The 19230-nt window shown below is 71.6% G+C and carries 20 protein-coding genes and 1 riboswitch; of the genes, 4 read left to right on the top strand and 16 right to left on the bottom strand.

What is annotated here, in order from left to right:
• Positions 1-2: 2 nt before the first annotated feature.
• The 11 genes from OG522_RS30740 to OG522_RS30690 form a co-directional block, all read right to left on the bottom strand.
• Positions 3-1097: a hemolysin family protein gene (locus tag OG522_RS30740; protein WP_329466293.1), complete on the bottom strand. Its 1095-nt coding sequence runs from the start codon at positions 1095-1097 to the stop codon at positions 3-5.
• A complete protein-coding gene (locus OG522_RS30735) occupies positions 1094-2431 on the bottom strand; it encodes a hemolysin family protein (protein ID WP_329467802.1) in 1338 nt (445 codons plus the stop codon). Before OG522_RS30735 ends, OG522_RS30740 begins: the two co-directional genes overlap by 4 nt.
• A 183-nt stretch (positions 2432-2614) precedes the next feature.
• Positions 2615-3094 carry a PH domain-containing protein gene (locus OG522_RS30730; RefSeq protein ID WP_329466292.1) on the bottom strand — a complete coding sequence of 160 codons (480 nt, stop codon included), beginning with the start codon at positions 3092-3094 and terminating at the stop codon, positions 2615-2617.
• Positions 3095-3131: 37 nt separating this feature from the next.
• Positions 3132-3980, bottom strand: a complete 849-nt coding sequence (gene hisG / locus OG522_RS30725) for an ATP phosphoribosyltransferase (protein WP_329466291.1) — start codon at positions 3978-3980, stop codon at positions 3132-3134.
• A gap of 44 nt (positions 3981-4024) precedes the next feature.
• Complete coding sequence (locus tag OG522_RS30720; RefSeq protein WP_267054274.1) at positions 4025-4306, bottom strand: phosphoribosyl-ATP diphosphatase; 282 nt, start codon at positions 4304-4306, stop codon at positions 4025-4027.
• 34 nt (positions 4307-4340) lie between these two features.
• Complete coding sequence (gene ribH, locus OG522_RS30715; protein ID WP_329466290.1) at positions 4341-4826, bottom strand: 6,7-dimethyl-8-ribityllumazine synthase; 486 nt, start codon at positions 4824-4826, stop codon at positions 4341-4343.
• A gap of 29 nt (positions 4827-4855) precedes the next feature.
• Complete coding sequence (locus OG522_RS30710; RefSeq protein WP_329466289.1) at positions 4856-6154, bottom strand: bifunctional 3,4-dihydroxy-2-butanone-4-phosphate synthase/GTP cyclohydrolase II; 1299 nt, start codon at positions 6152-6154, stop codon at positions 4856-4858.
• The gene (locus tag OG522_RS30705) at positions 6151-6795 is read right to left on the bottom strand and encodes a nicotinamide mononucleotide transporter family protein (RefSeq protein ID WP_329467801.1); all 645 of its coding nucleotides are present in this window, start codon (positions 6793-6795) and stop codon (positions 6151-6153) included. The genes OG522_RS30710 and OG522_RS30705 overlap by 4 nt, the downstream gene beginning before the upstream one ends.
• A 5-nt stretch (positions 6796-6800) precedes the next feature.
• The gene (locus OG522_RS30700) at positions 6801-7409 is read right to left on the bottom strand and encodes a riboflavin synthase (protein ID WP_329466288.1); all 609 of its coding nucleotides are present in this window, start codon (positions 7407-7409) and stop codon (positions 6801-6803) included.
• A gap of 2 nt (positions 7410-7411) precedes the next feature.
• The gene (gene ribD / locus OG522_RS30695) at positions 7412-8500 is read right to left on the bottom strand and encodes a bifunctional diaminohydroxyphosphoribosylaminopyrimidine deaminase/5-amino-6-(5-phosphoribosylamino)uracil reductase RibD (RefSeq protein ID WP_329466287.1); all 1089 of its coding nucleotides are present in this window, start codon (positions 8498-8500) and stop codon (positions 7412-7414) included.
• 165 nt (positions 8501-8665) lie between these two features.
• A riboswitch (FMN riboswitch) is annotated at positions 8666-8796 on the bottom strand.
• A 284-nt stretch (positions 8797-9080) separates the two neighbouring features.
• The gene (locus tag OG522_RS30690; RefSeq protein ID WP_329466286.1) at positions 9081-10220 is read right to left on the bottom strand and encodes an ROK family transcriptional regulator; all 1140 of its coding nucleotides are present in this window, start codon (positions 10218-10220) and stop codon (positions 9081-9083) included.
• A 122-nt stretch (positions 10221-10342) separates the two neighbouring features.
• Here OG522_RS30690 and OG522_RS30685 point away from each other — a divergent pair, with 122 nt between their 5' ends.
• Positions 10343-11554, top strand: a complete 1212-nt coding sequence (locus OG522_RS30685) for an MFS transporter (protein ID WP_329466285.1) — start codon at positions 10343-10345, stop codon at positions 11552-11554.
• Here OG522_RS30685 and OG522_RS30680 read toward each other — a convergent pair.
• On the bottom strand, positions 11514-11963 hold the full coding sequence (locus OG522_RS30680) for an acyl-CoA thioesterase (RefSeq protein WP_329466284.1): 450 nt from the start codon (positions 11961-11963) through the stop codon (positions 11514-11516). The genes OG522_RS30685 and OG522_RS30680 overlap by 41 nt on opposite strands.
• A gap of 115 nt (positions 11964-12078) precedes the next feature.
• The gene (locus tag OG522_RS30675; protein ID WP_329466283.1) at positions 12079-13356 is read right to left on the bottom strand and encodes an alginate lyase family protein; all 1278 of its coding nucleotides are present in this window, start codon (positions 13354-13356) and stop codon (positions 12079-12081) included.
• A gap of 229 nt (positions 13357-13585) precedes the next feature.
• On the opposite strand from OG522_RS30675, the gene OG522_RS30670 reads away from it, so the two are divergent.
• A complete protein-coding gene (locus OG522_RS30670; RefSeq protein ID WP_329466282.1) occupies positions 13586-14962 on the top strand; it encodes a uracil-xanthine permease family protein in 1377 nt (458 codons plus the stop codon).
• Between the two features lie 148 nt (positions 14963-15110).
• Entirely contained in the window at positions 15111-15845 is a 735-nt protein-coding gene (locus tag OG522_RS30665; RefSeq protein WP_329466281.1) for a DUF5995 family protein, read from the top strand.
• Positions 15846-15857: 12 nt separating this feature from the next.
• On the opposite strand, the gene OG522_RS30660 is transcribed toward OG522_RS30665, so the two are convergent.
• Positions 15858-17549 carry a flavin monoamine oxidase family protein gene (locus OG522_RS30660; RefSeq protein WP_329466280.1) on the bottom strand — a complete coding sequence of 564 codons (1692 nt, stop codon included), beginning with the start codon at positions 17547-17549 and terminating at the stop codon, positions 15858-15860.
• Between the two features lie 50 nt (positions 17550-17599).
• On the bottom strand, positions 17600-18397 hold the full coding sequence (locus OG522_RS30655) for a carbon-nitrogen hydrolase family protein (RefSeq protein ID WP_329466279.1): 798 nt from the start codon (positions 18395-18397) through the stop codon (positions 17600-17602).
• Positions 18398-18504: 107 nt separating this feature from the next.
• On the opposite strand from OG522_RS30655, the gene OG522_RS41285 reads away from it, so the two are divergent.
• Positions 18505-18789, top strand: a complete 285-nt coding sequence (locus tag OG522_RS41285) for a hypothetical protein (RefSeq protein WP_443074767.1) — start codon at positions 18505-18507, stop codon at positions 18787-18789.
• Here OG522_RS41285 and OG522_RS30645 read toward each other — a convergent pair.
• The gene (locus tag OG522_RS30645) at positions 18765-19220 is read right to left on the bottom strand and encodes an Lrp/AsnC family transcriptional regulator (protein ID WP_053724485.1); all 456 of its coding nucleotides are present in this window, start codon (positions 19218-19220) and stop codon (positions 18765-18767) included. The two genes, OG522_RS41285 and OG522_RS30645, sit on opposite strands and share 25 nt — an antisense overlap.
• Positions 19221-19230 lie beyond the last annotated feature (10 nt).

Genomic DNA, 19230 nt, shown 5'->3' with positions numbered 1-19230 from the left:
GGCTAGCCCGCCAGCGCCTGTTCCGCCTGTTCGCTGCGGGGCTCGGCGAAGCGCGTCAGCGGGGTGGGCTCCTCGCGGTGGGCGGGGTCGCGGACCTCGCCCACGAGCATTTCGAGGACGTCCTCCAGGGCGACGAGACCGAGCACCCGGCCCGAGCCGTCGGCGACCTGGGCGAGGTGGGCCGCCGCCCGGCGCATCACCGTCAGGGCGTCGTCCAGGGGCAGTTCGGCCCGCAGCGTGGCGAGCGGCCGCCACAGCTGCTGCGGCACCGCGCGCTCCCGGTCCTCCACGTCGAGTACGTCCTTGACGTGCAGGAAGCCCATGAAGGCGCCGCCCTCCGCGCACACCGGGAAGCGGGAGTACCCGGTGCGTACTGTCAGCTCCTCCACCTCGCGGGGGGTGACCGAGCAGCCGACGGTGATCAGCGAGTCCCGGTCGAGCAGGACGTCCGTCACCGGGCGGCTGCCCAGTTCCAGGGCGTCCTCCAGGCGTTCCTGAGCTTCCGGCGCGAGCAGTCCGGCCTGGCCGGAGTCCTCGACGAGCCGGCCGAGCTGGACGCTGGTGAAGACGGCCTCCACCTCGTCCTTCGGCTCGACCCCGAACAGCTTCAGGATGAGCCGTGCGCAGGCGCCGAGCGCGATCGTCACGGGCTTGCAGACCCGGGCGAAGGCGACCAGGCCCGGACTGAACCAGAGCGCGGTCTTCTCGGGCGCCGCCATCGCCAGGTTCTTCGGGACCATCTCGCCGATGACGAGGTGGAGACTGACCACCAGGGCCAGGGCTATGACGTAGCCGAGCGGGTGGACCAGACCCTCGGGGAGGTGGGCCGCCTGGAACACGGGCTCCAGGAGCCGGGCCACGGTCGGCTCGGCGACCGCGCCGAGCGTCAACGAGCAGACGGTGATGCCGAATTGGGCCGCGGCCATCATCTGCGGCAGGTTCTCCAGGCCGTGCAGCACCTGGCGGGCCCGCGCCGATTCACCGGCGAGCGGTTCGATCTGGCTGCGGCGCACCGAGACGAGTGCGAACTCGGCGCCGACGAAGAAGCCGTTGGCGAGCACGAGGAGCAGCGCGAACAGGAGTTGGAGCAGGCTCATCGCACGGCCTCCGCCACCGGTGCGTCGGCGGCCCGTACGAAGCGGACCCGCTCGGCGCGATACCGCTCCACCTGGCGGACCTGGATCCGCCAGCCGGGCAGTTCGACCCGGTCGCCCGGCACTGGGATCCGGCCGAGCAGATCGGCGACGAGTCCGGCGACGGTCTCGTACGGGCCCTCGGGTGCGGCGAGGCCTATCCGGCTCAGCGAGAGGACGCGGCAGCTGCCGTCGGCCTCCCAGGCGGGACGGCCGTCCTCGCCGGCCACCACGGCCAGTTCGGGGCGGGCGGCGTCCGCGCCGTCGTGTTCGTCGCGGACCTCGCCGACCAGTTCCTCGACGATGTCTTCGAGGGTGACCACGCCGGCCGTGCCCCCGTACTCGTCCACGACGACGGCTATCGGCTGTTCGCTGCGCAGCCGTTCCAGGAGCTGCTGCACGGGCAGCGTCTCCGGGACGAGCAGCGGCGGTACGGCGATCAGGCCGACCGGGGTGCGCAGCCGCTCCGGCGGGCGCACCGCGAGGGCGTCCTTGAGGTGGACCATGCCGACGACCTCGTCGATCCGCTCGCGGTAGACCGGGAAGCGGGAGAGTCCGGTGGCGCGGGTGAGGTTGAGGACGTCGGCGGCGGTCGCGGTGGTTTGCAGGGCGCTGACCTTGACGCGCGGCGTCATGACGTTCTCGGCGGTGAGGTGGCCGAGCGAGAGGGTGCGTACGAAGAGGTCGGCGGTGTCCTGTTCCAGGGCGCCGGCCTGCGCCGAGTGCCTGACCAGGGAGACCAGTTCGCCCGGGGTGCGGGCGGAGGCCAGTTCGTCGGCGGGCTCCACGCCGAGCGCCCGCACCAGGCGGTTGGCGACGGTGTTGAGCAGCGCGATCACCGGCCGGAAGAGCCGCGAGAAGCGGTTCTGCGGTCCGGCGACGAAGCGGGCCACCTGGAGCGGCCGGGAGACCGCCCAGTTCTTCGGGACGAGCTCGCCGATCACCATCTGCACGGCGGCGGCGAGCAGCATGCCGAGCACGACGCTGATGCCGGAGACGGCGCCGGCGGGAAGGCCGGTGGCGCCGATCGGCCCGTCGAGCAGGTCGGCGAGCGCGGGCTCGGCGAGCATGCCGACGACCAGGGAGGTGATGGTGATGCCGAGCTGGGTGCCCGAAAGCTGGAAGGACAGCTCGCGCAGGGCCGCCACCACGGTGCGGGCCCGGCGGTCGCCCTCGGCGGCGGCGCGCTCGGCGTCCGGCCGGTCGACGGTGACCAGGCCGAATTCGGCGGCCACGAAGAATCCGTTGGCGAGGATGAGAAGGAATGCCGCGGCTAGCAGCAGAGTGATCGTCATGATGCCGCCGCCTCCTGGGAGGGGGCGGCGCAGATACTACCGGACGGTCCGTCCATTGCTGGAGGGAGTCACTCCTCGGGTCGCTGGTGCCCCGCGGCCGGTGGTGCTGCCTTGTGTGCGGGGCGCGGCGCGCTCGGCGCCGCCTACATCAGGGTAGTCAAGATGGTGCCGGGTGGGGCAGGCGGCTCAGCCGTTGTCGTGAGCCGCATCGGGTGAATCGGGGCGCGTGCCGTGGGTTTCGGCGAGCGCGCGCAGCGCCCTGGCATCGCGGATCGCCCCGTCCTTGCCGATGCCGGGCTGGATGCCGAGCGCGGGCAGGCTCGTGCCGTCGCTCAGATCGAGGAAGACCCAGGGGTCGCCCGGACGGAGGTTCACCCGGAGGATCTCCGCCCAGGCGAGCCGGCGCCTGGCGGTGAGGTTGACCACCGTGACGCCCGCGTCGTCGGCGACGATCTTGGGCCGGCTGAGCAGCACGAGTACCGCGGCGAACAGGGCGGCCATGAGGATGAAGCTGCCCCGCGCGCCCCCGCTCAGGCCCTCCAGGAGCAGCGACATCGCCGTAATGGCGACGAACACGGCTGCTCCGCTGATCAGCAGGACGGCCCGGGTGCGGGTCGGCCTGAAGGTGATCGGCAGGGCGGGAGGCTGGGGCGCGGGGGCGGACACGGTGTCGTTCGCTTTCGTAACTGTCGCGGGCCGGCGGTCAGAGGCGGCAGGCGTGGATGGCGGTGGTGAGGATCGCGCGGGCGCCCAGCTCGTACAGGTCGTCCATGACGCGCTGGGAGTCCTTGGCGGGGACCATCGAACGGACCGCGACCCAGCCCTCGTTGTGCAGCGGCGAGATGGTCGGCGACTCCAGGCCCGGGGTGAGGGCGACGGCGCGCTCCAGGTGCTCGGCGCGGCAGTCGTAGTCCATCATCACGTAGCTGCGGGCCACCAGGACGCCCTGGAGGCGGCGCAGGAACTGCTGGACCTTCGGGTCGTCGGCGGCGGCGCCGGTGCGGCGGATGACGACCGCCTCCGACTTCATGATCGGCTCGCCGATCACTTCGAGGCCCGCGTTGCGCAGCGAGGTGCCGGTCTCCACGACGTCCGCGATGACCTGGGCGACGCCCAGCTCGATGGCGGTCTCGACGGCACCGTCGAGGTGGACCACGGAGGCATCCACGCCGTTGTCCGCGAGGTGCTTGGCGACGATGCCCTCGTAGGAGGTCGCGATCGTCATGCCGCCGAAGTCGCCGATGCCGCTCGCGGTGCCGGGCTTGGTGGCGTAGCGGAAGGTGGAGCGGGCGAAGCCGAGCGGCAGGATCACCTCTGCGTTCGCACCGGAGTCGACCAGGAGGTCCTGGCCGGTGATACCGATGTCGAGCTTGCCCGCGGACACGTAGATCGCGATGTCCTTGGGGCGCAGGTAGAAGAACTCGACCTCGTTCGCGGGATCGACGAGGACGAGCTCCTTCGACTCCTTGCGCATCTGGTAGCCGGCCTCATGGAGCATCGCCGACGCAGGTCCGGACAGTGAACCCTTGTTGGGGACGGCGATGCGCAGCATGAGGTCAGCTTCCTTCGTCGGGTGAGGTGTGAAGTGCGGCGTGCTTAAAGGTGGGCGTAGACGTCGTCGAGGGAGATCCCGCGCGCGACCATCATCACCTGGACGTGGTACAGCAGCTGCGAGATCTCCTCCGCGGCGGCTTCCTTGCCCTCGTACTCGGCGGCCATCCAGACTTCGGCGGCCTCCTCGACGACCTTCTTGCCGATGGCATGTACGCCCTTGCCCACCAGCTCGGCGGTGCGGGAGGTGGAGGGGTCGCCGTTGGCGGCCTTGAGCTGGAGCTCGGTGAAAAGCTCTTCGAAACTCTTGGAGGGTTTGTTCGCCATGATGCTTCTTAGGGTAAGGGGTGGGGTCGCTCGCTCAGCGCCAGGGTTCGCTGACGGTGCGCAGTGTGGCCGCGGTGGCGACGGCGGCGGTGACCGCTTCGTGCCCCTTGTCCTCGTTCGACCCTTCGAGGCCGGCCCGGTCCAGGGCCTGCTCCTCGGTGTCGCAGGTCAGTACGCCGAAGCCGACGGGTACGCCGGTGTCGATGCTGACCTGGGTGAGGCCGTTGGTGACACCTTGGCACACGTACTCGAAGTGCGGGGTACCGCCCCTGATGACGACGCCGAGCGCGACGATGGCATCGTAGCCGCGGCCCGCCAGCACCTTCGCCACGACCGGCAGCTCGAAGCTGCCGGGGACGCGCAGCAGCGTCGGCTCGTCGATGCCGAGTTCGTGCAGGGCGCGCAGGGCGCCGTCGACGAGTCCGTCCATCACCTTCTCGTGCCACTGCGCCGCGATCACCGCGACACGGAGGTCTCCGCAGTTGCGTACGGACAGTTCGGGTGCGCCCTTGCCACTCACGTGCTCTCCTTGGGTGTTTCTCGGTTTGCTTACTGGTTGCCGCAGGCGGACATCGTCGTCGGGGCGGTGTCCAGCCACGGCAGGTCGTGGCCCATCCGGTCCCGCTTGGTCCGCAGGTACCGCAGGTTGTGCTCGCCCGCCTGGACGGGCATGGGCTCGCGGCCCGACACCTTCAGGCCGTGCCGTACCAGCGCGGTGATCTTGTCGGGGTTGTTGGTCATGAGCCGCAGGCTGTGCACGCCGAGGTCGGCGAGGATCTGCGCGCCGGCGGCGTAGTCGCGGGCGTCGGCGGGCAGGCCGAGTTCCAGGTTGGCGTCGAGCGTGTCGCGGCCGCGCTCCTGGAGTTCGTACGCCCGCAGCTTGGACAGCAGGCCGATACCGCGCCCCTCGTGGCCGCGCAGATAGACCACGACGCCGCGGCCCGCTTCGGTGATGCGCTGCATGGAGGCCTGGAGCTGGGGGCCGCAGTCGCAGCGCAGGGAGTGGAAGATGTCGCCGGTCAGGCACTCGGAGTGGACCCGGACCAGGACGTCCTGGCCGTCGCCGATGTCGCCGTGGACCAGCGCCACGTGCTCGACGCCGTCGACGGTGGAGCGGTAGCCGTACGCCGTGAACTCGCCGTAGGCGGTGGGCAGATGGACCTCGGCCTCGCGGCGCACCGTCGGCTCGCTGGAGCGCCGGTAGGCGATCAGGTCCTCGATGGAGATGATCGTCAGGCCGTGCTTGCGGGCGAACGGGATGAGCTCGGGAAGGCGCAGCATCACGCCGTCCTCGCCGGCGATCTCGACGATGGCGCCGGCCGGGGCGAGCCCGGCGAGCCGGGCGAGGTCGACCGCGGCCTCGGTGTGGCCGTTGCGGACGAGCACGCCGCCGGGCTTGGCGCGCAGCGGGAAGATGTGGCCGGGGCGTACGAAGTCGCCGGAGGCGGAGCGCCCATCGGCGAGCAGGCGCAGGGTGGTGGCCCGGTCGGCGGCGGAGATGCCGGTGGTGACGCCGTGGGCGGCGCTCGCGTCGACGGAGACGGTGAAGGCGGTCTTCATCGACTCGGTGTTGTGGTCGACCATCTGCGGCAGTTCGAGCCGGTCGAGCGCGTCGCCCTCCATGGGAGCGCAGATCAGGCCGCGGCACTCGCTCATCATGAACGCGATGATCTCGGGGGTGGCCTTCTCGGCTGCGATGACGAGGTCGCCCTCGTTCTCCCGGTCCTCGTCGTCCACGACGACCACGGGCCGACCGGCCGCGATGTCGCGGATGGCCTGCTCGACCGGGTCGAGGGAGAGGTCCTCGCGGTTGTCGGTGGAGTACCAGGTGGGTGCGTGCGTGGTCATGCCGTCGCTCCTTCCAGGACGGGCTTGACGCTCGTGCGCGAGCGCAGCCACCAGTCGCGCAGGCCCCACAGGACGAGCGCGCCGTAAATGACGTAGACGAAACCGGAGAAGGCGTATCCGTTGGCGAAGTTGAGGGGCACGCCCACCAGGTCGACCAGCAGCCAGGCGAACCAGAACTCGACCATGCCGCGGGCCTGGGCGAACATCGCTGCGATGGTGCCGACGAAGACGTAGGCGTCGGGCCACGGGTCCCAGGACAGCGACGGGTAGGCAGTGAAGAGGCCCGCGACGGCCACCGTGCCGAGGGCGGCGCCGCCGAGCAGGTAGGCCCGCTCGCGCCAGGTGGCGAACCGCACGGCGATGGTGCCGTCCTGCGCCTGCTGCCTGCCGCGGGTCCAGGCGATCCAGCCGCCCGCGGCCACCACCATCACCACGACCTGCTTGCCGGCGCTGCCCGAGAGGTGTCCGGCGGCGAAGGCGACGAACAGGATGAGGCCCGACACGAACTGGGCCGGCCAGGTCCATATGGAGCGCCGCCAGCCGAGCGCGAGCGCGATGAGTCCGATCGTGTTGCCGATCATGTCCGACCACTTGATGTGCTGCCCGAAGACCGTGAAGGCCTCGCCGTTCAGCCAGTTCACCGCACTCACTTGTCGTTCCCCCCGTGGCTCGCGCCGAGCAGCCGCTCGACGTACTTCGCGATGACGTCGACCTCCAGGTTGACCGGGTCGCCGGGCTGCTTGATGCCGAGCGTGGTCAGCGCGAGGGTGGTCGGGATGAGGCTGATGGTGAAGTAGTCGGCGGCGGCCTCCACGACGGTGAGACTGACGCCGTCCACCGTGATGGAGCCCTTCTCCACGACGTACTTGGAGAGGTCGCCGGGGAGCGAGATCTTGACGATCTCCCAGTTCTCGGAGGGCGTGCGCGCCATGATCGTGCCGGTGCCGTCGACGTGGCCCTGCACGATGTGTCCGCCGAGCCGCCCGCCGACGGCCATCGGCCGCTCCAGGTTGACCCGGGAGCCGATGTCGAGGGCGCCGAGGCTGGAGCGCTTCAGCGTCTCCTCCATGACGTCCGCGGTGAACTCGCCGTCACCGAACTCCACGACGGTCAGACACACGCCGTTGACGGCGATCGAGTCGCCGTGCCCGGCGCCCTCGGTGACGACGGGGCCGCGCAGACGGAAGCGGGAGGCGTCACCGAGGTTCTCGATGGCGGTGACCTCACCCAGCTCTTCGACGATTCCGGTGAACACGCTCAACGCTCCTTGGCAAAGGGGGTGGCAGTAATGCGCAGGTCGGGGCCGATGCGCACGGTCTCGGTGATGTCGAGCCGCAACGCCTGGGCGATGGTGGGGATTCCCGCGTCGGCCAGGGCCGCGGGGCCGGCACCGAGCAGTACGGGGGCGAGGTAGCCGATGACCCGGTCGACGGCGCCCGCGGCGACGAAGGCACCGGCGAGTGTCGGGCCGCCTTCGAGGAGTACGGAGCGCACGCCCCGCGCGTGCAGGGTGGCGAGCAGCGCCGGGATGTCCAGGCCGGACGCGGCGCGCGGAAGGCGTACGACCGCTTCCGCGGGCAGGTGGGCCGCGGCGGCGTCCTCGGCGACCGCGATCAGGGTGGGCGCGGCGTCGTCGAGGATGCGGGCGCCCGGCTCGACGGCGCCGGCGTTGGTGTCAACGGCCACGCGCAGAGGCTGAGTTGCTCCGTCGATGCCGCGCACCGCGAGGTGCGGGTCGTCGGTGCGGGCGGTGCCGGAGCCGACCACCACCGCGTCGCACTCGGCGCGCAGCCGGTGGACGTCGGCGCGGGACTCGGCCGAGGTGATCCAGCGGCTGGTGCCGTCCGCGGCGGCGGTCCGGCCGTCGAGGGTGGCCGCGTACTTCCAGGTGACGTGCGGGCGGCCGAGCCGTACGGAGGTGAGCCAGGCGGCGTTGACCGCCTCGGCCTCGTCGGCGAGGAGGCCCTGCTCGACCTGGACGCCGGCCGCGCGCAGGGTGTCGGCGCCGCCGGTGGCCTGGGGGTTCGGATCGCCGACGGCGTAGTGGACGCGGGTGACGCCGGCCTTGAGGAGCGCCTGGGCGCAGGGGCCGGTGCGGCCGGTGTGGTCGCAGGGTTCGAGGGTGACGTACGCCGTGCCGCCGCGGGCCCTGTCGCCCGCGGCTTCGAGGGCGTGAACCTCGGCGTGCGGGCCGCCGGCCCGCTGGTGGAAGCCCTCGCCGACGAGCGCGCCCGAGGCGTCGGTGATGACGCATCCGACGACGGGGTTGGGGCTGGTGGAGCCGAGTCCGCGCGCGGCGAGCTCAATGGCTCGGCGCATGGCGTCTGCGTCGGCTGCGGTGGCCACCGGGTCCTCCTGCCTCTTCGGGCACGGACTCCGGGGTCTGTCGATGACGACAGGGAGCGGGAAACGGGACCATCGCGCACAGCTCACGCCACGGCCGAAAGAGACCGGTGCCTTGGACGGCGACCGGTAACAGACGGCCGGCGTGACCGTGGAACGGTCCGCCCGCCGCGCACTGCCTCCCATCCGGACTTTCACCGTCGGTCCAGGAATTTCACCTGGTCAACCGGCCGCTGGATGCGGACGGGTCGCGGACTATTACCGCCGGTTCGGAATTACACCGACCCCGGAGTGCGCTGCTGCTGGTACAGGGCCAGTGTGCCACGCCTGTTCCTGGGCCACGTGAGCGGATGCCTGTGGCCTGGCTCACAGGAGGCCGGATTCGAGCGCCGGTCGAGCGGGGCTTCCGGTTCCGGTGGTTCCGCCCCTTGACTCAATGGTCTAGTCCTTTTACTCTCTCCGTCACCTCCGCGCAGAGGCCCGGCCGGTTCGCCCCGCCCCTGACGCCCGACGGCGGTCTCCCGGCCCTTGGCCGCCGTCGGGCTCTGTTCTCCGGTGCCCACGGCCTCACCCTGCCGAGCCGCTACGGCTTCGGCGCGAAGAGCTCGTCCTGGGCCGCGTCCCGCGCGGTGAGCAGGGCGCCGCCGAGCACCGCGCGGTCACCGAGCTCGGTGGGCCTGACCTCGGTGGCGAGCGGGGTCAGTCCGGCGAGCCGGCGCTGCACGCGGGAGGCGAGCAACTCCCCTCCCGCATGGCCCAGTTCACCGCCCAGGACGATCAGGCCGGGGTCGAGGACGGCCACCACGCTCGCCGCCCCGAGGGCGATCCGCTCGGCCAGCGCGTCGAGGAAGGGGCCGTCGGCGTCGCGCACCGCCTGCCGTGCGTCGCCCGTGCGGCCGTGCTCGGCGGCAAGGCGGGTGACCGCGCCCACGTGCACCAGCTCGTGGAAGCCCCCGTCGCAGCTGGTCGCCGACGGCAGCCCCGCGGTGCCGGGCACCGGCAGGAACCCGATCTCCCCCGCGCCGCCCGAGGCTCCCCGGCGCAGCTTCCCGTCCAGGACGACGGCCGCGCCGATGCCCTGCCCGAGCCAGAGCAGGACGAAGGTGTCCTGGCCGCGGGCCGCGCCGAGGCGCTGTTCGGCGACCGCGGCCAGGTTGGTCTCGTTCTCGACGAGGACGGCGGCGGGCAGGCGGCGCGCGAGGACGGCGACGAGTTCGCGGTGCCAGGCGGGCAGCCCGCTGGTGTCGCGCAGTTCGCCGCTCGACGGGTCGATGAGGCCGGGTGCGCCGATGCCCACGCTGTGCAGCCGCTCCGCGCCCGCCTCCTTCGCGGTCCGCTCCAGCAGGGCCACGGCCTGCTCGACGGCGGGTCCCGTCCCGGCGTCCGGCCCGATCGGCAGCGTCGCCTCCGCCAGCGTGCGGCCCAGCAGATCGGCGACCACCAGGGAGACGCCGCGGGTGCGGACGTCCAGGGCGGCGAGGTGGGCCCGGTCGGCGACGATGGAGTACAGCCGGGCGTTCGGACCGCGCCGCTCGGCGCCCGACTCCCCCACGACGTGCACCAGTCCGGCCCCCTGGAGGCGTTCCACGAGGTCGGCGACGGTGGGCCGGGACAGACCGGTGAGCTTCTTCAACTGGCCTGCCGTCAACGGGCCTTCGTCCTGCAGATGACGCAGGGCGAGCCGGTCGTTGATGGCCCGTGCGGTGCTCGGAGATGCGGGCATGCCGGGAATCCTTCCAGATCACCGAAGTCGGCCGCTGCCCGTTCTATTTATCAGGCAGGGTTCCTGATAGTTTACGGCCCGGCGGCGGGAGGGCCGTCCCGGAGGAGGGGGAAACGCGGCCGATGAAATCCGAACCCACTGGAGAACAAAGGCAGTTGAGGCACGCGAGGATCGCGGTCGCCGCGGTGTTCTGTGTGCACGGGGCGGTCACCGGCAACTTCGCCACCCGGGTCCCCTGGATCCAGGAGCACGCCGGGGTCTCCACCGGGCAGCTCGGCCTCGCCCTCGCCTTCCCCGCGATCGGCTCGTCCCTGCTGATGCCGCTGTCCGCCGCCGTCACCCACCGGTTCGGCGCCCGCGCCGCGCTGCGCGGGCTGCTCGCCCTGTGGACGCTGGCCCTGGCACTGCCCGCGCTCGCCCCGAACGTCTACGCGCTGTGCGCCGCGCTGTTCCTGTACGGCGCGAGCGCGGGCATGGCGGACGTGGCGATGAACGCGCTGGGCGTGGAGACCGAGAACCGCCTGGGCCGTTCGATCATGTCCGGTCTGCACGGCATGTGGAGCGTGGGTGCGCTGGTCGGCTCGGCGGCCGGCACGCTGGCCGCGCACCTGGGGACCGATGCGCGGCTGCACCATCTCGTCGCCGCCGCCGTACTCACCCTGCTCGGCCTGGCGGCCTGCCAGGGCGTGCTCGACCTGCGCAGCGCGCCCGGCTCGGCGCCGCCGCGGTTCGCACTGCCGCCCAGGTCGGCACTGGTCATCGGCCTGGTCGGGTTCTGCGCGGTGTTCGCGGAGGGCGCGAGCCTGGACTGGTCGGCGGTCTATCTGCGCGACGAGCTCGGCGGTTCGGCCGGGGCGGCAGCGGCCTGCACCACCGCGTTCACACTGACGATGGCGGCGGCGCGGATCGCCGGGGACAGGGTGGTCGACCGCCATGGCGCCGTGCGCACGGTGCGCGGTGGGGGCGTGCTGGCCACCCTGGGCGGGCTGCTCGTGGTGGTCGCGCCGGGCCCCGCGGTGGCGATGAGCGGATTCGCGCTGATGGGGCTTGGGGTGGCGGTCGTCGTCCCGCTGGCCTTCGCGGCGGCGGGGCGCAGCGGGCCGAACCCGAGCCAGGCCATCGCGGGCGTCGCGACCATCACGTACACCTCGGGCCTGATCGCCCCGTCCGCGATCGGCTCCCTCGCGGACGTGACCTCGCTCGTGGTGTCGTTCGGCCTGGTGACGGTGCTGGCGCTCGGACTGGTCGCGGGGGCGCGGGTGTTGCGGGCGGGGGCCCGCCCGCAGGAGGAGGTCAGTCCTGCGGACGCAGCAGCGCCTGTCCGTCAGCCCTGAACCGGTCGCTCCACGGGGTCGGCCGCAGATCGGCTGGGTCGAGCCGGACCAGCACCCGGGTGCCGTGGGCGTACGTCCGCGAGCCGTCGGCCGAGCAGAACCTGAAGCCGTAGGTCAGTCCGGTCCTGCCGAGTCGTTCCAGCCAGAGGTGGACGGCGTACGCGCCGGGGCGGCTGACCGGCGCCTCGTAGCCGATGCGCAGTTCCTTGACGGCGTTGCACGAGTCGCCGGCCGCCACCCAGTCCCCGTCGAAGCCGTAGCCGCGCTCGTTCCAGTAGCCGGTCCAGGCGCGCTCGACCAGCACCGGGTACCGGGCGTTGTGCAGCAGGCCGAGCGCGTCGAGGTCGTCGAAGTGGACGGCGACGGGGACCAGGCAGCCGTAGGAGACGGGCAGGGTTTCGGCGGTCACGGGCTGGGCTCCTGAGCTGCTGGACAAGGCTGATGGGACAGCGCCGACGAGGCGATTTCCAGCCATCCTAAGCAAACGCTCATGCGCCCCGCCCGGGTGGGGCACCGCGCGGAGGTCAGCCCGCGATGGAGTCGAGTTGTTCGGCGGCCGGCCGCAGTGCCCAGAGATCACCGGCGGGCGGCGCCTGGAGCCGGGGCACGGCCGCCTCCGCGCCCTTGTCCCCCGCGTCGGCCGCCGCGTGGACGACGTCGCTCGCCGCGTACCGGTGGAACTCCAGCTCCGGGTGCGGCCACGCGGCGGCGCCCGTCGCGGCGGGCAGCAGGTAGTCGACGGCTCTGGACAGGCTCTGGCCCTGCGGCCCCCGATAGGCCCACAGGTTCACCCCGACCTGCTTGCCGATGGCCGCTAGCCGGGTGTAGGCGACGAGGTCGAAGGTCGAGTAGTGCCAGCTGCGGGTCCTGGCGAGCTCCTGCGGCTGACTGCCGTCGGACGCGATCTGCGCGTCGATGCGCAGCTTCTCGGCGCCCAGGACGGTTCTGCGGGCGAGCGCCTTGTCGCCGGTGGCCAGCGCGAGCGCGGCGATCTGCATGTCCTGGAAGGTGCCGTGGTTGTTCCGCGCCGCCGACTCCTCCTTGCCGAAGGGCGAGTCGACCAGCCAGTCGAGGAACTTCCTGTTCCAGTCGAGCATGGCGGCGTGGTCGCCCGCGTTCCAGCCCGGGGCGCCGGTGTCGAGGATCGCCACCGCGTCGAGCACGCTCGTGTACTGCTGCGAGAAGTCGATGATGCCGATGGCCCGGCCGTCGTACTTGCAGGGGATGAACTGCCCGTGGTCGAGGTTGGGGTTCATCCGGGTCGCCGGGTCCAGGAACCAGGTGCGCAGGATGGTGGAGGCGTGCTCGGCGTACCGCTTGTCGCCGGTGTAGTACCAGGCGAGGCTGAGGCTGGTGACGGAGTCGAAGACCTTGCCGAGGTCGGGACGGTCGGTGCCGGTGTCGACCTCGGGATTGCGCTGTCCGTCCTTCTGGACGTACGGGCAGCCCCACGGGTTGTCGGCGGTCTTCGGTTGAGAGGGCCACCAGTACGGGGCCTGGCTGAGGTACTCGTGCGGATCGCCGCCCGGGGCCGGCTTCGGCTTGTCGACGACCGTCCAGGGGCCCTGACCGAGCCAACCGTCCGCCTTCGCCTTCAACTCCCTTACGGTTACAGCCAGTTGGGCGTCACCGTGGTCGAGCCGCCGCTTGGCGTCCTGGAGCCGGGTGCCGTCGATGACCACCGTGCGCGGCGCCGCGGCACCGGCAGAAGCCGCGTGCGACGTCGTGGGCACGAGCGCGAAGGCACACGCCACCGCGAGGGACAGCACCGCCAGGGGCCCGCCGCGTGATCTTCCGCTCATCGAGCACTCCCATCGAATCGAGCCCATCAGGCTCACGTATGTGAATGAGGTTCATGAACGAGACCGTGCGAGCGTAGGGCCCGCAGTTCCAGCTGACAATGCGTCGGACCCGGATTCACGGATGGGACCTTCGGGCGAGGGCGGCGGCACGGAGCGCCCTCCGTCCGGCATTAGCATTTGGCCTGGCCTTTTCGGCCTTACCCACACCCACGGACGAACTGGAGCGACCATGCGCCTCGGCGTGCGCTGGACCTTGCACGGCGACGGGCGGACCCCCGCTCCCGGAGCCGTCGTACGCCCCGACGAACGGCTCTCCTGGCCCCGCACCGTCGGCCTGGGTGCCCAGCACGTGGTGGCCATGTTCGGCGCCTCGTTCGTGGCCCCCGTGCTGATGGGCCTCGACCCGAACCTCGCGATCATGATGTCCGGCGTCGCGACGGTCATCTTCCTGCTCGCCACCAAAGGCCGGGTGCCCAGCTACCTGGGATGCTCGCTGTCCTTCGTCGGTGTCGCCGCCGCGATCCGGGCGACCGGCGGCACCAGCGCCACCGTCACCGGCGCGGTCTTCGTCGTCGGCGTGGTGCTGTTCTTCGCGGGTGTCGCGGTGCAGCGGTTCGGAGCCCGGATCATCCATGCCGTGATGCCGCCGATCGTCACGGGCGCCGTCGTCATGCTGATCGGCTTCAACCTGGCGCCGGTCACCGCGTCCACGTACTGGCCACAGGACCAGTGGACCGCGCTCATGGTGATGCTGTTCACCGGTCTGGCCGTGGTGTGCCTGCGGGGATTCTGGTCCCGGATCGCGATCTTCCTCGGGCTGGTCTTCGGGTACGGCATCTCCTGGGTCCTCGACCGGGTCTTCGGGAAGATCCACTCGGTTCACGGCGGTGCGGCGCCCGTGGACCACTGGCGCCTGGACCTCTCGGGCGTCTCCAAGGCCGACTGGATCGGACTGCCGACCTTCCACGCCCCGAGCTTCGAGTGGTCCGCGATCCTGGTCGCGCTGCCCGTCGTCATCGCCCTGATCGCGGAGAACGCCGGACACGTCAAGGCCGTCGGCGAGATGACCGGCGACGACCTCGACGACAAGCTGGGCACCGCCATCGCCGCCGACGGCGCGGCCTCCATGCTGTCGACCGCGGTCGGCGGGCCGCCGAACACCACGTACTCCGAGAACATCGGCGTCATGGCCGCCACCCGCGTCTACTCGACCGCCGCCTACTGGGCGGCCGCCGGATTCGCGCTGCTCTTCGGCCTGTGCCCCAAGTTCGGCGCGATCGTCGCGGCCATTCCGGGCGGTGTGCTCGGCGGCATCACCGTCATCCTGTACGGCATGATCGGCCTGCTCGGCGCGCAGATCTGGATCAACGCGAAGGTCGATCTGCGCAACCCGCTCAACCTGGTCCCGGCCGCCGCGGGCATCATCATCGGCATTGGCGGCGTCACGCTGAAGTTCACCCAGAACTTCCAGCTCAGCGGCATCGCGCTGGGCACGATCGTGGTCATCACCGGCTACCACACGCTGCGCGCGCTGGCCCCGGCCCACCTCAAGCAGCAGGAGCCGCTGCTGGATTCGGGCACGTCGTCGTACGAGACGGCCGAGTAGCACGGGACCCGGGCGGCGGAGGCCGGGGCGTACGCGACGAGGGGCCGGCCCCGGAGGCCGCGGCCCGCTGGTCCGCTTATTCATCCGTTCCGGTCAAGCCCCCGGTCCGGCGGCGCTCGCCGCGGCGCCGGGCTGGGACGCTGCCCCCATGACGCAGACCGGACACCTCGCGCACACCGACCGGTTCGCCGCGCCGCTCGACCCCGTGGTGCGGCGGATGCGCGCGCTGCGGGCCGATCTGCCGGCCCGCGACGGCATCGCGGTCTTCAACCGGATCTATCTGACGGTCACCGAGGAGATCGGCCGGCTCCTCGCGCACGGCGCCTTCGCCGATCCCCGGGCCGCGGCCACCCTCGACGTGCTGTTCGCGGGCCGTTACCTCGCGGCCGTGGAGGCGGCGACGGCCGGGCGGCGCCCACCGGCCTGCTGGCGCCCGCTGTTCCAGTACCGGCGCCATCCCGGCATCCATCCCCTGCAGTTCGCGCTGGCCGGGATCAACGCGCACATCGGGCACGACCTCACGCTCGCCGTGGTGGACAGCTGCCGCGAGCTCGACGCCGAACCAGCCGCCCTGGAGCGGGACTTCGACCGGGTGGGCGACACCCTCGCGGTCCTGGAGGAGCGGATCCGCGAGGAACTCATGCCGGGGCCCGACCTGTTGGAGGTGGCCGATCCCATGACCCACCTCCTCGCGTCCTGGAGCCTGGAGCGGGCCCGGGACGCCTCCTGGTCGGCGGCCAAGGTGCTGTGGCAGCTGCGTGAACTCCCGTGCCTGGCCCGGGAGTTCACCGACCGCCTCGACGACGGCGTCGGCCTGGTGACCCGGTGCCTGCTGACGCCCCTGTCGGCCGGCGCCCGGGGCGCCGCCCGGCCGGGGCCCTGAGCCCGAGCGGGCTCAGTTCTCCGGAAGCTCCACCGGGGCGATCTCGTCGTACAGGTCGCCAGGCCCGGGGTTCGAGGCGTCGGTGGCGCCGCCGAAGTGGTGCATGACGCCCCACACCGCGTTCAGCGCGGTCTGCACGGCGCCCTCCGCCCAGCCGGCCGTCCACGAGATGTCGTCGCCCGCGAGGAAGATGCCCCGCTTGTCCTCGGGCAGCGAGTCCTGCATGAAGTGGGTGAACAGCCGACGCTGGTAGCGGTAGTGGCCGGGCAGGTTGGCCTTGAACGCGCCCATGAAGTAAGGCTCGTTCTCCCAGGAGACCGTGACCGGGTTGCCGATGATGTGGCCCCGGATGTCGACCTTCGGGTAGATCTCGCCGAGCGACTTGAGCATGACCTCCATGCGCTCGCTCGCCGACAGCGGCAGCCACTTCAGGCTGTCGTCGCACCAGGTGTAGGACAGGCAGATGACTGCGGGCTTGTCCGGGCCGTTGTCCAGCAGGTAAGTGCCGCGCGTCATGCGGTCGGTGAGCGTCATCGACATGACGTCCCGGCCGGTCTGCTCGTCCTTGTCCAGCCAGAACGGGCGGTCCACCGGCACGAACAGCTTCGAGGACTCCATGTAGTGGGTGCGCTCGATCGCCGTCCAGTGGTCGATCGGGAAGAGCGAGTCGTCGCAGGCGATCTTGGAGAGCAGCATCCAGGACTGCGCGGTGAAGATCGCCGCACGGTAGGTGCGGATGTCGCCGTCCGCGTCGGTCACCGTGATGCGGTTGCCCGCGGTGCGGTGCAGCCGGGTCACGGCGGGCTTGGGCGCGCCCTCGTGCAACGAGCTCAGCGAGGTGCCCGGCGCCCAGTGCACGAGCTTGCCCGGCTCGCGCTCCCACAGGCGCGTCGGGAGCTGCTGGGAGCCGCCGACGATGCCGCGGTGGTGGTCGTCGGCCTCGGTGTAGACGACGCGCAGGATCTCCAGGATGGAGTTCGGGAAGTCGGTGTCCCAGCCGCCGGTGCCGAAGCCGACCTGACCGAAGATCTCGCGGTGCCGGAAGGACTTGAAGGCCTCCGACTCGCAGAGGAAGCCGTAGAAGGTCTGGTTGTCGAGCTTGTCGACGAGCTTCGCCCAGATCTCGCGGATGCGCGGGATGTCGCGCTCGCGGATCGCCTGGTTCATGTCGGAGAAGTCGGCGCCCTCTTCGAGGCAGGCGTTCCATGCGTCCATGACCTCGCGGTACACGGCCGGCAGCTCGTCCACGGACGTCGCGTAGTGGGACTCGCCCTTGAGGTCGACCACGGTCGACGGGGTGTCGGGCGCGAGCGGGTTGGGGAACGGCTTGGTCTCCAGGCCCACCAGGTCGATGTAGTGCTGGAGCGCGGTGGAGCAGGGCGGGAACCGCATCGCACCCATCTCGGCGGTCAGCTCGGGGTCGCAGCCCGGGAAGCCGACGGTGCGCAGCCGGCCGCCGATCTGGTCGGCCTCGTACACGACCGGCTTGAGGCCCATCTTCATCAGCTCGTACGCGGCGACGATGCCGGACAGACCGCCGCCGATGACCGCGACCTCCGCGCCGTGCTCGGTCGCGGGTATCTGGCCGAGCCCGGCCGGGTGCGCGAGGAAGTCGTCGTACGCGTAAGGGAAGTCCGGCCCGAACATCGTGACGGGCGGCTGCTCGTCGATGTGCTGGACGGCGGTGGGCACCGTGGACGTCATGGGGTACGGACTCCTTGCACAGTACGGAGGTTGAGGGGGTGGGGGGAGGCTCAGACGAGGGAGGCGTAGAGGCCGGGGCGGCGGTCGCGCAGATACGGGTTGTCCGCGCGCGAGGCGGCCAGGAACTCGGGGTCGACGTCGCCCACGACCAGCTCGGTGCCGCGTCCGGCGCGGGCCCGTGCCGCGCCGTCGGGACCGGCCAGCGCGCTCAGCCCGACGAACTCGAAGTCGCCCTCCGGGCCGGTCCGGTTCACGTACGCGACGTACAGCTGGTTCTCGAAGGCGCGCACCGGGACGACCGACTCGGCGACGAACTGGAAGGGGTGCATCTGCGCGGTGGGCACCAGGAGGAGGTCGGTGCCCGCCAGCGCGTGCGCCCGCACGTTCTCCGGGAACTCCACGTCGTAGCAGATCATCAGGCCGACGCGGAGGCCGTTCAGCTCGGCCTGGACGACCGGCTGGTCGCCGGGCGTGAACGCCTCCTGCTCGAAGCAGCCGAAGAGGTGGGTCTTGCGGTAGTTCGCGAGGCGCGTGCCGTCGGGGCCGATGAGCTGGACCGCGTTGTAGACGCTCTCGCCGTCGCGCTCGGGGTAGCCGTAGGCGACGGCCAGACGGTGCCGTACCGCGATGGCGGCGACGGCGTGCGCGGCGGGGCCGTCGGCGGCCTCGGCCAGCTTGGCCATGTCGTCGCCGATGGCGTACCCGGTGAGGAACAGCTCGGAGCTGACGAGCAGCCCGGCCCCGGTCGCGGCGGCCCGCCCGGCCGCGTCGTCCAGCGCCGTCAGGTTCGCGGCGACATCCCTGAGACGGCCGGAGCTCTGGAGCAGGGCGGTGCGCAACGGCGGCATGGGCAGTCCTCGGCAGGGGCGGAAGTGCGTGGTGGGGTCTGATAGACGGTACGTTCCGGCGATCCGCCCGGACAAGGCGCCACCGTTGCGCGCCTCCGCATGATTCGTTGCGCGTCCGGGCCGGTCAGCGGCGATTCGTTGCGTCGCCGGGAGCAGGGCCTTACGCCGGACCGGGTCCGCTCCCCCGCGCGGCGGCGGGCCCCGCCCACGGTGCGACGTGCGGGCCGGGCAGGGGTGGTGGCAAGCGCCGGGAGGCCGCCGCGCCGACCGGCACCGCGAAGCTGTACCGGCCGGCCGGGGACGACATCACGTTCGGCTTCGACGCGCACCTCGCGACCAAGGACACCATGGCGCTCGGCGCGCCGGATCAGGCGGGCGAGCCCGAGGTGTAGCGGCGCAGCAGCGGGGAGAGAACCAGCACCGACTTCGTGCGCTCCACGTACGGCTCGCCCGCGATCCGCTCCAGGACGCGTTCGAAGTGCCGCATGTCGGAGGCGAAGACCTGGACGATCGCGTCCGCCTCACCGGTGACGGTGGAGGCGGACGCGACCTCGGGGTAGCGCTCAAGGCCACGCTTGATGGCGTCGGGCGAGGTGTTGCGGCGGCAGTAGATCTCGATGAACCCCTCGGTCTCCCAGCCGAGCGCCGCCGGGTCCACGCGGACGGTGAACCCGGTGATGGCTCCCTCGGCCCGCAGCCGGTCGACGCGCCGCTTGACGGCGGGCGCGGACAGGCCGATCAGCGAGCCGATGTCGGCGTAGGAGCGGCGGGCGTCTTCAGCGAGCGCGTGGACGATGCGCTCGTCGAGGTCATTGAGTCGCACTGCGGGTGGA

The organism is Streptomyces sp. NBC_01431 (genome assembly GCF_036231355.1).
Lineage (GTDB): Bacteria > Actinomycetota > Actinomycetes > Streptomycetales > Streptomycetaceae > Streptomyces.
The sequence above is the reverse complement of the archived record's forward strand: the minus strand, read 5'-3'. Positions and strand labels throughout refer to the sequence as shown.